Below are 16640 nucleotides of genomic sequence, written 5' to 3'. Positions count from 1 at the left end.
CCTTAGCCTTCTAATTTCTAGCGCCTCCTAAGGTACGGCGCTTCGTTACCATCTGGAAGGCTTCGATGATATCACCTTCAGCCCAGTCGTTGAATCGATCGACACCGATACCGCACTCGTATCCGGCATTAACTTCGCGCACATCTTCTTTCATCCGTTTCAACGAGTCAAGCGAGCCTTCGTAGACAATCTTACTACCGCGCCGTACTCGCACTTTGCAGTTACGAATCAGCTTACCGGATAGAACGTAGCAACCAGCAACAGCGCCACGCCCAACAGGGAAGACCGCGCGTACTTCGGCTTGACCGAGGGATTCCTCAACGAGTTCTGGCTCTAATAGACCTTCTAACGCGCCTTCAATATCTTCTAGCAGTTTGTAGATGATATTGTATTCGCGGACGTCTACACCGGCTTCATCAGCGGCTTGTCGAGCGCCGCTAGCAAGCGTTGTGTTGAAGCCAATGATTACCGCGTTACTTGCCGCTGCCAAGTCGATGTCAGTTTCGGTAACTTCGCCTGGCGCTGCTAACAACAAGCGGATTTGTACTTCGTTTTGCGGAAGTTGCTTAAGCGCACCAATGATCGCCTCGACTGAGCCTTGAACGTCGGCTTTGAGGATCAAATTGAGTTCTTTCAACTCGCCTTCTTGTGCTTGTGCGGAAGCGCTGGTGAGGGTAGCACGTCCTTGCATTAAGCGCGATTGCCGTTGCTTGTTGGCGCGTTCCTCGGCGATCGCGCGTGCTTCTTTCTCTTGTGAGAAGACGGCAAATTCGTCGCCTGCTGCTGGTACATCGCTTAAACCTAAGACCTCTACTGCAAACGAAGGCGAAGCAATTTCGACACGGCGTCCGCGATCATCTACCATTGCCCGCACTTTACCAAACGCCGAGCCAGCTACTAAGACATCGCCTACATGTAAGGTTCCGTTTTGGACTAACAAAGTCGCAACAGGTCCTTTGGCTTTGTCAAGATGTGCTTCAATAACTGTACCTCTAGCAAGACGGTCTGGGTTTGCCGAGAGTTCTTCAACTTCGGCAACAAGGAGAATCATCTCTAAGAGTGTATCTAGGTTTTCTCCTTTGATCGCGCTGACTGGCACCATAATTGTTTCGCCGCCCCATTCTTCTGGAGTTAGCCCGTATTGTGTCAGTTCTTGTTTGACGCGATCGGGTTGTGCGCCCTCTTTGTCAATCTTGTTAATCGCAACAATGATGGGAACTTCTGCTGCTTGTGCGTGGCTGATCGCTTCAATTGTTTGTGGGCGTACGCCGTCATCCGCAGCAACGACCAGAATGGCAATGTCTGTCACCCTTGCTCCACGGGCACGCATTGCGGTAAATGCTTCGTGACCAGGGGTATCGAGGAATACGACTTGCTGCATTTGCCCGTTGTGTTCCACATCAACGTGGTACGCGCCAATATGTTGGGTAATGCCGCCTGCTTCTCCTTGCGCGACTTTGGTTTTACGAATTGAGTCAAGTAATGTCGTCTTACCGTGGTCTACGTGACCCATGATCGTTACGACTGGTGGGCGACGCTGGAGATTTTCCAGATCTTCTACATCCAACATTTCGGTGACTTTACGGGCTTCGGCTTCGGGTTCGGCGGTTTCAACTTCCACGCCTAATTCGTTCGCCACCATAGTCAGCGTCTGAATGTCCAAGTTTTGCGTGATATTAACCGCAATACCTTTAAGGAATAGGATTTTCACGATCTCGGTATCTGGCACAACCAGCGCTTGTGCTAGTTCCTGAACGGTCATTGTGCCTGTAATGACGATTTTCTCTGGACGTTCATCTTTTTGTTCAGGTTCGCGGCGACGATTTTGTTCGCGCGCTGGAGCCATTTTTTTACTTTTCACCGCTCCCACAGGACTTGCTGTCACCCCTGAACCACTAGGACGCGCCGCTTTCTGTCTAGGTGGTCGGGCGATCGACAGGCTCACCTTAATTGGAGCTTCGATATCGAGGTCGGCATCATCAAGGTCTTCTTCATCATCAAAGTCGATGATGGGTTTCATGCGCTTAGTTTTTGCTCCTGCTTTACCCGCTTTAGACCCTGAATCCTGTCCTTCATCGATTTCTTCTTCTTGCCACTTTTTCCCACCTTTTTGAGGTCGGGGTGGTGTGGGTCGTTTGAGGAGTTTTTCGGGATCTTCGATTTCTAAAAGCGTCGCTGGTTGTGTCGCTTCCTCATCGACTTCTGTACTCGTTGCTCCTGCAAGTTTTGGACGATTGGCGATCACGGCTGGTTCGTTGAACCGTGATACCTTAGGTCTTTGCAGTTCTGGTACTGGTTCTGCTTTGGCAGCTAGTTGCTCTGGTTTTTGTCCTACAGGACGACGTGCGGGTTTTTCTGAACCACTATCTGCCCTTGTCTCTGACGCTGCTGGTCTATTACGTTGAGCTTGATCGCGTTTAAGGATCGGTCGCTCAGGTAAATTGAGTTGTGGTGTTGTTGGTGCGACTGGTCTGGCTGGCGGTTCGACGAGTTGTTTTTGGGGAACTTCTTTGGGTTTTTGAACTTCTACGAAGTTTGCTGTTAACTCGTCGCGATTGTCGCTGTCTGGTGCTTCTACTTCTACTTTAGCTTCTTCCGATGCCGCACGTACAGGGCGTGGCGGTGGGGTCATCGGCTTAGTAGGTGCCGCTGGTGATGCGAAAGGACGTGGAGCAACGGGCGATCCCTGCGGCTGAGAATTTGAGGCAACTGGAGACTCTGCCTGGTTTTGGTTAAGCCGAGGAGGAGTCTTTGGTTTACGAATTTCCAAGATCTGTTGCTTCGGTGGCAAGTTAGGTCTAGGTTTAGTTTTGTTAATTTGATTTGCGTGTGTAACGGTTGATTCTCGCCGCGACGACGAACGCTCGGCGACATACTTTTCAGCTAAAGCGCGAATTCGCTCTGCTTCATTTTCACTGATGGTGCTGCTGTGACTCTTGACTGCAATATTAAGCTGGTCACAAATTGCTAGTAGCTCTTTGTTATCCAAATTCAATTCTTTTGACAAATCGTATATCCTTACTTTGCCGTTATTCATCCACTCTTCCCCTTTACCTACCAGTTTGATACGGATGGTTGCCTGAGTTTTGTTAGCATCTCCATCCTGTGAGTCCTGTGTTATTGGTTGCCGTTCAAGTTGCTGCCCGTGCCTCCAACAAAGTAAAGAGAGATGTTTTTATATGAAAAAGGTGTTTTACTGTCATCGCGACGGTTATGTAAACATGCCATGCGCTTTTACCGCAATTTTATCCTTAGGGAATTTTTGCGGACCCTTTCTCTTGAGGGTACGCATCCGTACTAGCTAGTAATTTTGTATCTGTGTAGCTTCTTTATTTAATGTTGCATCAACCTGTAAAAAAATATGGTGTGATTTTAGTAGTTTATTGCACCGAATTAAATGAAATTGAGTTTCCTGTTTTTACTATTCTGCCACGAACCCAGTTTGACAAGAGTTAGTATCAATTCTCAGCAATTTCGCTGCCAAGATGCGAGTCCTAACGAAATTTGGAAATGACACTTATTTTTTGTTTGGGATCGGTAGTGTAGTTTCAATTTTTTGAGTTTCACTGACAGATGGGTTTGTTGATAAACGTTGCCATAAGGCTTGGTAGATGGCTTCGGGAACAGATATCCGCAGCGATCGCCGCAACAGATTTTTCTTCTGGGCTGTTTGCAAACAGCTGGCTTGCGGACAAAGATATGCAGAACGCCCCATACCCTGATCTAATTGTAACTCCCCAGAAGGATAGACGCGGACAATTCGCCAGAACTCATGTTTCAAGGCGACCCGACGACAACTAATACAGCGTCGATAGTTAGGTTTCATGGATGAGGGGTCAGGAGTCAGAGGTCAGGGTTCAGGGACATTTCAAGCTGGGGCATCGCTTACTTCCATAGTTTCTGTAAATTCTTCGTCTAGTTCATCTAATTCATCTTCGTCTTCTGCTTGATCCATTTCCATTTGAGCTTGTTGCGCTTGATATTCGGCAGCAGCGGCGGCAAATTTAGCATCTTCTGCGGCGTAGTCGTACTTCGCGCGGTCTTTGATATCGATTTTCCAACCGGTTAAGCGTGCAGCTAAACGGACATTTTGTCCTTCTTTACCAATTGCTAAGCTGAGTTGGTCTTCGGCAACAAGGACGTGCGTTTGACGCGATTCTGGGTCCATCAAGCGCACCTCATCGACACGGGCAGGGCTAAGTGCGTTTGCAATATAGGTCGCGGGGTCTGGCGACCAACGAATCACATCAATTTTCTCGCCACGCAGTTCGTTGACAACAACTTGAATTCGCGAACCGCGCGCGCCAATACACGCACCTACAGGATCGACATCGCGTTCTAAGGTATCAACGGCGATTTTCGTGCGCGGACCAACATAGCGCGACGGGGGGTTTGCTTCGCGTGCCACTGCGACAATGCGCACGACTTCATCTTCAATTTCTGGAACTTCGTTAGCAAAAAGATATACTACTAAGCCCGCATCCGCACGCGAGACAACGAGTTGGGGACCGCGTTGCTGACCTTGTGAAACTTTTTTGAGGTAAACTTTGAACGTGGCATTTGCACGGTAGTTATCGTTAGGCAATTGTTCGCGTTTGGGTAGTTCGGCTTCGACTTCGGGCTGACCAAAACCGCTACTGACTGCCATAATCACCGATTGTCGTTCAAAGCGCAGTACCCGCGCTTGCAGGACAGTGCCTTCTAGGTCTTGAAATTCCTCTTGAATCATTTGCCGTTGTTGGTCGCGGAGTTTTTGCGCAAGTACTTGCTTGGTCTGCATTGCTGCCATGCGCCCAAATTCTTTTTGTTCGGGCGTCACGTCTAATACAACCTCGCTGCCAAGTTGCGCTTCTTCTGCGACTTCTTGAACTTCGCGTAAGGAAATTTGATGATCGGGATCGCTAATTTCTTCGACGATGGTTTTGGTGGCGAGGACGCGAAAGCCTTCTTCTTCTACGTCAAGTTCAACTTCAAAGTTGTCAAAGAAATCTTCGTCAAAATGCTGTTTATCGAGGTTTTGCGCTCGACGATATCTTTCGTAACCTTTTAGTAGTGCTTCGCGAAGCGCCGCTTGTACGGCAACACGCGGTAAATTGCGCTCGCGACTAATATTTTCAATTAAATCTTTCAGTCCAGGCAAACTTACCATTGACATAATAAAATCCTCAATAAAGAAAATAGGGGTCAGAGGTCAGGGGTCGGGGGCTGGGAGAAACTACGAGTCAATAGTCCCTCTGTCTACTCGCTCCTCGCTCCTCGCTCCTGTTTAACGGCGATCATCTAGCTGTACTTTGGTAATGAGCGCGCGCGGAATGGCAACTACTCGACCTTTCTGGTTTAAGTAGACTGCTGTTTCATCGCGACGAATGAGTTGTCCTACCCACTCCTGCTGACCTTCATGCGGTTGAGAACTCCTAACAAGTACCGCAAACCCTTTAAAAGCAGTAAACTCTCGGTCGGTACTTAATTGCCGTGAAGTTCCTGGGCTAGAAACTTCCAACACATAAGCATCTGGAACAATACTTGCCTGATCCATTTGGGCTTCTAACGCACGACTCATTCGCTCACAATCATCTAACCCAGTATCTTGCTGTGGATTGCGTATATCCACACGCAGTACAGGAGGGCGTTGGTTAGTGTGAAAAACTACTCCGACCAATTCCAAGCCGAGTTCCTCTGCTACTGGTGTTGCTATTTCAATGATTTGTGGAATTAGGGGATGAGTCATTTTCCAAAATAAAAAAGTGGGTAACAACCCACTTCCTGCGAAATGATATTTTCCAAGAAGTTTTTAGAACGAACTCATCTGAGGCTCGTTTCTTATTTCAGTTTATCGCATCATAAAAGTAAGGTGTAGGCAACATTCATGCGGCAACTCTTAATTCAAGTACCACATGGTTATGGCAAGGACGTTTTAGCGATAGCTCAAGCTTATGATGCTACAAATACAGCACGAGTTGAAGCAACAGGAAATAACGAACCGATTGATCTTGTCATCGTTCATATTTCTAACCAGAAAGTCGAAGAATTTTTAGGAGATTTGGAATCGTTACCAAACTTACAGGTGACGCTGATTCCGCGTGGGGTGATTGCGATGCATCCACCTGCCGATCAAGCACCGCAGCAGGTGACTGATGTCAAGGCGCGTAGCCCAATTGAAATCTTTTTGGCAGGTTTGCAAAGTGTCGGTTCTTGGAAAGCTTTTCTCGGATATGCTGCCGCAGCGGGTGTAGTGGTGTGGATTGGTTTATACACAAATACAAGTTATTTACTCGTAGCGGCGATGTTGATTGCGCCGTTTGCAGGTCCCGCGATGAATGTGGCGATCGCAACAGCGCGCGGTGATGTGAATCTTCTCAAACGCACTTTATTACGCTACTTTGCTGCACTCGCTGTAACAATTGTTGTCGCTGGGACGCTCAGTTTCCTGCTTCAGCAAGAAGTCGTGACGAGCACGATGAGCGATACGAGTAAGATATCGGCGGTTGCCGTACTTTTACCGCTCGTTGCTGGGGCGGCGGGGGCGATTAACCTCGTGCAATCAGAACGCAGTAGCCTTGTCTCTGGTGCAGCAGTGGGAATGCTTGTGGCGGCTTCACTCGCACCACCTGCGGGATTGATTGGCATGGCGGGTGTGATGGGGCGATGGGATTTAGCAGTTAGTGGCGTATTTTTATTGTTATTGCAACTGGTGGGTATTAACTTATCGGCTTCGCTGGTCTTTCGGAGTTATGGTTTAACAGCAAGAGGGGCGCGATATCAGCGGGGTAAGAAAGCGCTGTTTCCGGCGATACTAGCCGTAACTTCTGTGGCACTTTTAGCGTTACTCATCTGGCAATTTAGCATTTCTCCCGATCTGCAACGTAGTAGCCGCGAACAAAGTGCTAATCAAGCAATTCAGCAGGTGGTAGAAGATAGCGACTTGGTGGAACTTGTAGAGGCGAATGTGCGGTTTCCAACGCCGAATATTCCTGAACAAAATACACTGCTGATTGTGATGTACGTGCAGCGGCTTGCGGGGGTAACTGAATCCGCAGAAGAGATTCGTGATCGCCTCACGCAAGCAGTTCAAACAGCATTACAAAACCAAAACTTTAATGTGATACCACTAGTTAGTATTAATGTTTTGGAAGCACCAGAAACTCAAAATTAGCAGTCGCCACCTCATTTGTTATTCAGGCTGCACGTTGCAGAAAACTATCCGAATTACGGACTTTGTTTATTCATCTGCTGAAAGACTTCTTCAAGCATTGGTGGTAATTTGTCGCTTAAGCGCCCGCCGCGCACTAACTCCGCATACGTATCTGCTTCGATCGCGAGGAGTTCTGCTTGTAACTGTTCTACTGCAAAGTCGCGTAGCTGAGGATGTTCGTTGCGTAGCTTGTTGATGTCTTGTTGCAGATTGTCAAGCTGTCCTTCGACTAAAGCTTCTTGGTAACGATAAAATTCTGGATCGATTTCAGGGCGACTCGTTGCTTGCGATAGGTGTTGTAGAACGCGATTGAGGGCTGTCCACCGCGCGAGCGCTTCCAAATACTCTTGACGGATGGTTTGATCGCCTAACGGTTCAAGCCTTGTTACCAAAGGTTTAGTCGTTAATCCTTGGACTAAAAGCGTAAAGAGGACAACACCGAATACGACAGAAACAATCGTTGTGCGTTCGGGTAACGTGACTGGTACACTCAACGCTAGCGCGATCGCCACCGAACCACGCAAACCTCCCCACCATAAAATCAGTTCATCGGACCAAGATATTTCTGATTTAACCAAGATGTTACTCAACCAACCCAAACCGAAGATTGCGATCGCTCTTGTAACGATCATTGCGGCGATCGTAATTGCAATTAGCCCTAAATTAGCGCCCAAGTCTTCAAACTTAATTTGATCGCCAATTAGCAGAAACACAATTGAGTTCACAAAAAATGCCAGAAAGTCCCAAAACTGAGTTACGGCTAATCTCGTACTCGGCTGCATTCCAATTCGCGAGCCAAAGTTTCCTAAAACAAGACCTGTCGTGACAACGCCAATAACGCCTGAACCGCCTAAATCTTCGGTAATGATGTAAGTACCATACGCCGAGACTAAAGTAAGTGATTGCTCGACCAAAGGTAAATCAAATCGCTGCGTTAGATAAGAGATGCCAAAACCGACAACACAACCACAACCAATTCCGATTCCAACAACCGTAAAAAACCGTGCAATGAGTTCTTGAAGTTCTAAAGTATCTGTTCCTAGCGCAAAACCGACGACAAAACTAAACGCGACAACAGCAATTCCATCATTGAATAAGCTTTCGCCTTCCATAAGAATTGTCAAACGTTTTTCGACACCGAGTTCGCGAAATAATGCAATGACAGAAACCGGATCAGTTGCAGCGACACAAGCACCTAAGAGCAAAGCAATTCCGATTGTTACTCCGGCGGTTTGATTGAGTGCTAAACCTACACCAATCACCGAAATAACAACCCCTACAATCGCAAACAGCATAATTGGTACTAAGTCGCGCTTGAGCTTTGCCCATTCCATATTCCACGCGGCTTCAAACAAAAGCGGGGGTAAAAATATCGTTAAAATCAGTTGTGGCGAAAGATTTACGAGCCTCACATCAACAAACGCCAAACCCAAGCCAACAATGACTAAAAGCAGCGTATACGGAATTTGACGAAACCAGCTAAAAAACTGCGGTAATGTGGCGATACTCAAGGAAACAGACAATACCAAAAGAAATTGTTTAATATTTTGCTCAATCGCTACTTCGGCTAGTGTTTCTGTTGTCATGTTAGCTAAAACTTAAGTTTACTCATCAAAAGAAGAACTGTTGACGCCTTCACGTCTTACTTCTTCAATTTGACCAACTTCAAAAATCAAAGTAAAGCGTTGTCCTGTTTCTCTAGCTAAAAATTCTTCTAAAAGCTCAACTTGTCTTGGCGTGACAGGGCCTCTAGAACGAACATTTAAGCGTACTACTGGTGGCTCACTCAACCAGTTAATATTACTATCGATCAGTACTAACCTTTGAAAGGTGACAGTTCGGTTTAGCAGCGCGCGTCTCAAACTAGCTTCGAGCCGATTTTGCTGAGTTAAGCGAAAGAAGCTAAATCCTAGCGGTACAAGTAGCACTGTCGTTAGTCCAACGGTCCAAATCAGCGCTTTTTTAGCACGATAGAGCGGAGTATAGCCTGTAACTAGAAAAATCAGCATACAAGAAAGCGTAATTCCTAGCAAATTGGTGAGATATAAGATCGTTGCGCCGAAACTCAAAGACCAATTTGCTTGTGAAAGCCCTAAACCAATAACACAAATCGGTGGCATTAAAGCAACAGAAATCGCAGTTCCTGCTAACGTAGGCGAAACCTTGGGTTCAACTTTGGCAAAACCACTTATTCCTCCTGCTGCGATCGCAATTCCTAGATCGAGCAAAGTCGGACGCGATCGCGAAAAAATTTCACTACCAAATTCCGCTAAACCAACAGACATTCCAATCAACCACGAGATCGCAATGGCGAGGAGTGTGCCCACAATGATTGAACTTAAGCCTGTGCGAAATAACCGGAAGTTACCCTCCAATGCACCAAATGCCATTGCCCGAATCGGTAACATTAAAGGAGCCACAATCATCGCGCCAATAATCACGGCGGCGCTATTAGACAGTAATCCAAAGGTAGCAATAACACAAGAGCCAACGATTAAGATAATATAAATCCGCTCTAGCGCTGATTCTTCTAATAGCCCCTCGTGCATCGACTGCAAATCGTGCAGTGCAACTCTCCGCTTATGCAGCAAGTTAAATCGTCGGCGAATATCAAACAGCACACTACTCTCCTAGAACTACTCGTAAAGCTTAAGACCAAAAGATGAGTTAGGATGTTGCACGGCAATTTCTCATCCAAGTATTATCACTGAGTAGCAGAAAAACGTCATCCTCTATGCTGATGAGCCTAGTTAATTTAGGCAAATTCATTAATGAAGGATTTTCAGCAAATTGCATTCATAACTCACAATTTTTCGGTACTAACAAGTTCATGAACCTGGAAACAGCAGCATTAGAAGCTTGGCAAAGAATTCAAGGCATGGTCAATAGCACAATCGTTTTGCTACCCAACGTCGTAGTAGCATTGATTGTCTTTGCCATCTTTTTTTTCGCAGCGCGCTCTTTCAAATTATTTGTTAGAAAGCTAACACGAAGACACCGACAAGCACGGAATTTAGGGATGGTGCTGGGGCGCTTGACTCAAGGTGCAGTTGTATTAATTGGTTTATTTGTTGCGTTGTCAATCGTCATTCCAACTTTTCGCGCCGGAGATTTGGTACAACTACTCGGAATTAGCGGTGTGGCTATTGGTTTTGCGTTTCGCGATATTCTACAAAACTTTCTTGCCGGAATTTTAATTTTATTGACTGAGCCATTTCACATTGATGACCAAATTGTATTTAAAGACTTTGAGGGAACTGTCGAGAATATTGAAACGCGGGCAACGACAATTAGAACGTATGACGGTCGTCGCATAGTAATTCCTAACTCGGAACTATTTACAAATTCAGTAACAGTCAATACAGCTTTTGAAAATCGTCGCTTACAATACGATATCGGCATTGGTTACGGCGATGATATTGACCGTGCTAAGGAACTGATTTTAGAAGCAATGTACAGCGTCGATGGGGTATTACGCGACCCAGCGCCTGATGTCCTTGTAGTAGATTTGGCAGAAAGTACCGTTAATATTCGCGCGCGTTGGTGGGTAAAGCCACCCAGAAGATTAGAAACACTGCAAATGCGTGATGGAGTCTTAACCGCGATTAAGAAAACACTAACCGATAATGGCATTGATATGCCATTTCCCACGCAGCAAATTTTGTTTCATGACCAAACCGAAGAAACCGACGGCGATCGCACGCGACAACGCGAAGGATGGCCTGCTGGAAACAAAAAAGCCCCCAAACCACGTAGAATCAGCGACTCGATTCGGAAATTGGCAGAAATGCAATCTCAAAATGGCGAAAATGATGGTGATTGTGTTCCAAAGACACAGGATCGGAAGTATGAAAACTAAACTAGGTAAAATCTGGGAATCGCTGCACAACAGTTTTTGGTTTGTTCCGTTGTTGATGGTACTCAGTGCGATCGCCCTCGCATATATTATGCTGTCCCTCGACCACGGAGATAAAGACTGGTTACAAGGATTACCATTAACTTATAGTCGCGGACCTGAAGGCGCAAGAGAAGTGCTTTCGACAGTTGCAGGTTCAATGGTTTCGGTTGCGACTACAGCCTTCTCCATTGTGATTGTCGCGCTACAACTCGCTTCTGGACAGTTTGGACCTAGACTAATTGGCAATTTCATGCGCGATACAGGTAATCAAATTGTTCTAGGAACATTTATTTCTACATTCGTCTACTGTTTATTAATCTTACGTACTGTTAACAGCATTGACGATGATGAATTTGTTCCACACCTCTCAGTAGCTTTTAGCATTGTTCTTGCAATTTTTGGTGTTGCTGTATTAATCTATTTTTTACATCACGTTGCTACATCAATTCAGGCACAGCAGGTCATAGCAAACGTCGGTACAAAGTTAAGTGAGACAATTGAGCGCCTATTTCCGCAAAAAGTCGGACGCAGTACCGCAAAAGATAAACAAGAAATTAAGAATACAGATATTCCAGATAACTTTGAGGAAGAAGCTAGCTCAATAAGATCGGATAAAAGTGGTTATATCCAAGCGATTGATAACGAAGAATTAATTGAAATTGCGGCAAAATTTGATGTGATCGTGCGACTGAATTATCGTCCTGGAGATTATGTCGTTCAAGGCAACAATTTAGTTTCAGTTTGGCACGGACAGCAGATGAATAGAAAGCTAGCGAAAAAACTCAAAGGCATTTTTATTATTGATAATCAGCGTAGTCCCCAACAAGATTTAGAGTTTTCGATTAATCAGTTAGTAGAAATTGCAGTACGTGCGCTTTCAACTGGAGTTAACGATCCATTTACAGCGAATCGCTGTATCGATCAACTGAGTGCGGCGCTGTGTCACTTTGCGCAAAAAGAAATTCCCTCGCGCTATCGCTACGATGAAAATAAAAAACTGCGCGTGATCGCTGAACCGACAACTTTTGCTAGTGTCGTTGATACTGCCTTTAATCAAATTAGGCAAGCTGGGCAAACAGATGTTGCTGTAACAATTCGATTATTGGAGGCGATTGCGCGGATTGCACAATACACAACCACGAAAGAACAACGCGCAGCGCTGCTGCGTCACGCGCAAATGATCGAACGCGGTAGCCACGAAGGAATATCTGAAGAACTCGACAAAAAAGATGTTCAAGAGCGATATTTTGCAGTTCTCAAGCTGCTCAAGGCACAATGATTCCTTAATTATTTATTTTCCTGGCGCTGCCAAATGGGTAATTGGTTAATTGCTTTTAGCGTTAAATCGACATACGTTGTATTGCTTCCTGGGAGTTGATCTCTACCAAAATAACCTTGTGAACCATCGTGTTCGTGCGGTCCACTGACAACTGATTGATAACGTTCTTCTTGACGGGCGCGGCTAAAAGGAGAAGCGATCGTAAATACCCAACGCGAAGGAAAAATAATTCTGCCGATACCTTCTATCCAATCTTGAGTTCCACGCAAGTGGAAAACACGGTCAGCTTGCTCAAAGCCATTAATACCATTAAACACACCGCCAACAGAAACCACAGTAATATTCGAATTCAGCCATTGATTGAGATACGGAGTCGCCCCTAACGCTACTTGTGCGCCGCCACTAGTACCAATGAGAATAATTTCCAACGGTTGACGCTGCGAACCGAGTAGTAAGGGACTAGCTGCATTCATCTGTTCAGCGATCGCACCTGCGATTCCTTGGTTATAAACCGGACCATAACGCTCATCAGCAGAAATCGCAAAGCGCCACAAATTGCGAATTTTAATTAATACATCAGCAATACCAAGCCAGCCTTCGGCTTCGTTAGCAAAGCGCCATACAGGCGCTAATAAGCGTTCTCCTCCCAAGTTTTCGTTGGCTGCGGAGTAAGGAAAAACATCTTTAACAATGGCACAATCTTGATGCGTCTGTGCTAAACCTTTGAGAAAATCTTCTTCGCCCTCGGTTAATTCGTTTGTGGAAAAATCGCCTACCCCTGTAAGAAAAACGATATAACAATTTAAACTTCTTGGCTTATTTGCACTATTTGAGTTATTTCCTTTAGGAAGTTGCAGCGATTGTCGCTTTAAACCCAACGTTTCCGACTGCGTTAGCCACCATACTACAGTTCCTATCGGCGAAAGGATTCCCCATATTGCAAGGATTACTGCTGCTAAAATGAGTAGCCTCAAAGCCCCACCACGCAGCCACTCAAGAATATTATTAATTAACTTCAACATTGCGTATCAATTATATCTAGCCAGCAGTTGCTATACCAATCTCAAATACTTCATAAGAATCCCTCTTTAACTCTTTACCTCTGCGCACGCCAGTTGCTACAACGGGGGTTACCCCTGCAACTTTGCCATGGCTCCTCTGTGGCTTGTTAAAAAGCCTGACAATAAGATTGCAAGTCTCTATGTATAGTGTGCCCGCTTCAGATACCACTCATTACATAAACTTTGAAATTTTTTATACATCATGCACTCAAGGTCAGATTTTTTAGCCTACTCTTGCTTTGTGCTATGATTATTGACTGACCAAATCGGCAATGCATTGAGCTTTTCCAGCGTTAAATCGATATATTTAGTTCCATCATCGACAGTTTCTTCGCCAAAATAGCCGCGATCGCCATCATGTTCGTGAGGACCTGTTTCAATTGCTTGATAGCGTCCTTGACGGCGCGCGCGATTAAACGGAGAGCCAAAAACCCAGCGCCAGCGCGAGGGAAATATAATCCAGCCGATATCATCAATCCAATCTTCAGTACCATAAAGGTGATACACGCCATCGGCTTGCTCAAAACCATCCCGACCAGAAAAGACGCCACCGATTGAAATTGCATAAACTTGCGCATTTAACCAATCGTCAAGATAAGGAACCGCCCCAAGCGCGACTTGTGCTCCACCACTGGTACTCATTACAATCGCATTGATCCTTTGATTCGCAGGAGGCATCGGCGACGCTGCATTCATGCGATCAATAATTGCACTCGCAATTCCTCGGTTATACACAGGTCCATAGCGCGGGTCTGCGGATAATGCCATTCGCCAAATATTACGAATGTTAATGACGGTATACGCTAAGCCGTCAGATTGTCTGATGACATTCCACACAGGTGCTAGAATCCTTTCTCCGACTAATCCTTCATTCGCAGCAGAATACGGAAACACATCTCGCACTGATACGCAGTAAGGATGTGTTTCAATCACGCGATCTACAAAATTTGATTCTTCCTCGGTTAAGTTATCCGCGTCATAGCTTCCTACTCCTGGGAGGAAAACGACGTAGCAATTAACCGATGCTTCACTGGTGCTAGAGTCATCGTCTGAAGTTGCGTCTGGTTGACTCGCATCAGGATTCATACTCTCCTCATCCTGTGATAGCCACCATATGATTGTTTCTAGTGGTGCTAGCGTTCCCCAAACGAGAAATATGACGACAGCCAAACTTAGTAGCTTAAATGTAGTACCATGCAGCCAATCGAAAACCCGTTTCATCAAGCTAATCCTATGTGTAGCTTTGTAGTATGTAAAATCAAAAACTGCTTTATCACTTTTTATACTTAGATATAAGATAAAAATACCTTATTCTAAAGTCGTAATTATCTAGCAAAAGTCGAGATTGAAGGTGAGTGCCAGGAATGACCAATGGAAGTTTAGAACAACTTTGCGGGAAGCTTTGACTTTAGATGCTCACTTCTATGAAGATGCTCCTAATACACGCCGAACGCGCCGCGTTGCTCAATCGATTGTTATTGCAGCAGCCATCTCTAACGCTTTAGGTAATGCCTTTATTTTATTAATTAATCGTGTCGGTATTACTACATTTATCTTTGCATTAATACTTAATGTTATTAGTGTAATATTAGGTTACTATTTCTGGACATTTACGATTTGGAAAATTGGCGATCGCTTCAAACCACGTCATGTTTCGTTTCAAGAATTACTCGTTCCGATTGGTTTTGCTTACGCGCCTCAAGTATTCAACTTTTTAACGTTAATTCCGCTGCTAGGAATTCCTATTCAGCTAGTCCTCGCAGTTTGGAGTTTACTTGCTGTTATTGTTGCAGTCCGCCAGGGGTTAGATATTAGCAATGTCTGGGCGGCGGTCATTTGCTTAATCGGGTGGCCTTTAATTCAATTTGCAGTAGGCTCAGTACAAGTTTTATTTACGAATTGATACTTAGGAACAGCATTCTAACCACTAGCCACACGCTCCTCACTCCTTATCTGGCACCATTCTAAAACGCGATTCCACGCCCACCAAGGATCGGGGTCGCCTGCTTGTGCTTGACATTGCTTGCTGCTGTAGTAACCAACGTGACCGCCATGCGGTGTTAAAATTAAGTCTATGTTCGGGTTGCGATCGCACGAGGAAAGTAAATCAGGCACAATCGCCGGATCGAACATTGGATCGTCCTCTGCATAAATAATTAAGGTTGGTTTATGCAAGCTGGGTAAAATTTTTAAGCCGCTACTGGCTTCATAATACGCCTCGACTGAGGGAAAGCCCAAGCGTTCGATAACAAGTTCGTTGTCAAAACCCCAAATACTATTCGCGCGTTCAATTGCTGCGGGATCGATTGCGTCTGGATGTGCTGCGTAAATTCGCCAAGCAAGTCTTTTCAGTTCTTTGGCGATCGCTTGTTCTAAATATTTTCCGAGGGGATCTTTAACTAAATATGAAAGCGATCGATTCGAGTCTAAACTCGGACAAATCACCGCTGCACCCCCAATGTCTTTATAACTGAGGCGCGTAAGGTTTTGTTCTGCTTGAGTAGAGCCAGCACTCGGCATTTCCCCTGATCCCTGACCTCTGACCTCTGACCTCTCATTAACTGCTTTTATTGCCCATAGCGCCAGTTGTCCACCCAAAGAAAATCCTGTGAACCAAAATTTGGCAGGACATCCCATCGCTTTAGCTTGGGCAGCAATCTGAATAAAATCTTCTCCCTCGTACAAGCCATCGGATGTCAGTGTTGGCGACAATAAAGCCGTTTTACCGTGAGCGCGCCAATCAAACAAGACGACTGCGTAGCCTTTGGCAAATGCCTTACGTCCTAATATGCGTAGAAACCATTGATTTTCTAAAGAGCCTGTAATTCCATATGTGCCAATAATTGTGCCACGCGGATTTTCTGGAATAGCTACCCACGCAAAAATTGGTACTTCCTGCGCTCCTACAAAGGTTTTCTCTTGATATGGTGGTTCAGGATCATTTACAGTCTTTTCCCAATCACGACTTGCCCATAAAGCTGTATACAGCGTCATGGCAAGACCATTTTTCAACCACCAGGGAGGAGTATAAATAGAGCTTAGCAATTTTTAGCAACTTTTACTTGCAGCAATGATCAAGCAAATTTAACACATCCAGCGATCGCGTAAGGGACTACCTTACTTTAATAATTAGCACTTTTGTGTTAGAAGCTTTACACAATAATCTTTAGCAAACTTTTATAATCCTCCTTATAATCAGTACAGCAATCT

At 45.3% G+C, this 16640-nt stretch carries 13 protein-coding genes; 4 read left to right on the top strand and 9 right to left on the bottom strand.

Annotated features, from left to right (window positions below):
* Positions 1-10 precede the first annotated feature (10 nt).
* From infB to rimP, 4 genes are all read right to left on the bottom strand, one after another.
* Positions 11-3037, bottom strand: coding sequence for a translation initiation factor IF-2 (gene infB, locus NIES1031_RS03265; protein ID WP_073548076.1), 3027 nt, complete (start codon positions 3035-3037; stop codon positions 11-13).
* Positions 3038-3517: 480 nt separating this feature from the next.
* Positions 3518-3826: a YlxR family protein gene (locus tag NIES1031_RS03260; protein WP_073548075.1), complete on the bottom strand. Its 309-nt coding sequence runs from the start codon at positions 3824-3826 to the stop codon at positions 3518-3520.
* A 42-nt stretch (positions 3827-3868) separates the two neighbouring features.
* On the bottom strand, positions 3869-5155 hold the full coding sequence (gene nusA, locus NIES1031_RS03255; protein ID WP_015187989.1) for a transcription termination factor NusA: 1287 nt from the start codon (positions 5153-5155) through the stop codon (positions 3869-3871).
* A 111-nt stretch (positions 5156-5266) separates the two neighbouring features.
* Positions 5267-5728, bottom strand: a complete 462-nt coding sequence (gene rimP, locus NIES1031_RS03250; protein ID WP_015187988.1) for a ribosome maturation factor RimP — start codon at positions 5726-5728, stop codon at positions 5267-5269.
* A 138-nt stretch (positions 5729-5866) separates the two neighbouring features.
* On the opposite strand from rimP, the gene NIES1031_RS03245 reads away from it, so the two are divergent.
* Positions 5867-7153: a DUF389 domain-containing protein gene (locus NIES1031_RS03245; RefSeq protein ID WP_073548074.1), complete on the top strand. Its 1287-nt coding sequence runs from the start codon at positions 5867-5869 to the stop codon at positions 7151-7153.
* A 53-nt stretch (positions 7154-7206) separates the two neighbouring features.
* Here NIES1031_RS03245 and NIES1031_RS03240 read toward each other — a convergent pair whose 3' ends face one another.
* Entirely contained in the window at positions 7207-8778 is a 1572-nt protein-coding gene (locus NIES1031_RS03240) for a cation:proton antiporter (protein WP_073548073.1), read from the bottom strand.
* A gap of 18 nt (positions 8779-8796) precedes the next feature.
* On the bottom strand, positions 8797-9813 hold the full coding sequence (locus NIES1031_RS03235; RefSeq protein ID WP_073548072.1) for a DUF389 domain-containing protein: 1017 nt from the start codon (positions 9811-9813) through the stop codon (positions 8797-8799).
* 209 nt (positions 9814-10022) lie between these two features.
* On the opposite strand from NIES1031_RS03235, the gene NIES1031_RS03230 reads away from it, so the two are divergent.
* Together NIES1031_RS03230 and NIES1031_RS03225 are read left to right on the top strand one after the other, a co-directional pair.
* Positions 10023-11051: a mechanosensitive ion channel family protein gene (locus NIES1031_RS03230; protein ID WP_073548119.1), complete on the top strand. Its 1029-nt coding sequence runs from the start codon at positions 10023-10025 to the stop codon at positions 11049-11051.
* Entirely contained in the window at positions 11041-12369 is a 1329-nt protein-coding gene (locus NIES1031_RS03225) for a DUF2254 domain-containing protein (protein ID WP_073548071.1), read from the top strand. Before NIES1031_RS03230 ends, NIES1031_RS03225 begins: the two co-directional genes overlap by 11 nt.
* 8 nt (positions 12370-12377) lie before the next feature.
* Here the strand turns inward: NIES1031_RS03225 and NIES1031_RS03220 are convergent, their stop codons facing one another.
* Complete coding sequence (locus tag NIES1031_RS03220) at positions 12378-13391, bottom strand: hypothetical protein (protein WP_073548070.1); 1014 nt, start codon at positions 13389-13391, stop codon at positions 12378-12380.
* 267 nt (positions 13392-13658) lie between these two features.
* Positions 13659-14651: a hypothetical protein gene (locus tag NIES1031_RS03210; RefSeq protein WP_073548068.1), complete on the bottom strand. Its 993-nt coding sequence runs from the start codon at positions 14649-14651 to the stop codon at positions 13659-13661.
* A 130-nt stretch (positions 14652-14781) separates the two neighbouring features.
* On the opposite strand from NIES1031_RS03210, the gene NIES1031_RS03205 reads away from it, so the two are divergent.
* Positions 14782-15333 carry a YIP1 family protein gene (locus tag NIES1031_RS03205; protein WP_073548067.1) on the top strand — a complete coding sequence of 184 codons (552 nt, stop codon included), beginning with the start codon at positions 14782-14784 and terminating at the stop codon, positions 15331-15333.
* 17 nt (positions 15334-15350) lie between these two features.
* On the opposite strand, the gene NIES1031_RS03200 is transcribed toward NIES1031_RS03205, so the two are convergent.
* Positions 15351-16424, bottom strand: coding sequence for a YheT family hydrolase (locus tag NIES1031_RS03200; RefSeq protein WP_073548066.1), 1074 nt, complete (start codon positions 16422-16424; stop codon positions 15351-15353).
* Between the last annotated feature and the right edge of the window lie 216 nt (positions 16425-16640).

Source organism: Chroogloeocystis siderophila 5.2 s.c.1, from assembly GCF_001904655.1.
GTDB lineage: Bacteria > Cyanobacteriota > Cyanobacteriia > Cyanobacteriales > Chroococcidiopsidaceae > Chroogloeocystis > Chroogloeocystis siderophila.
This window is presented reverse-complemented; position numbering and strand designations above follow the sequence as displayed.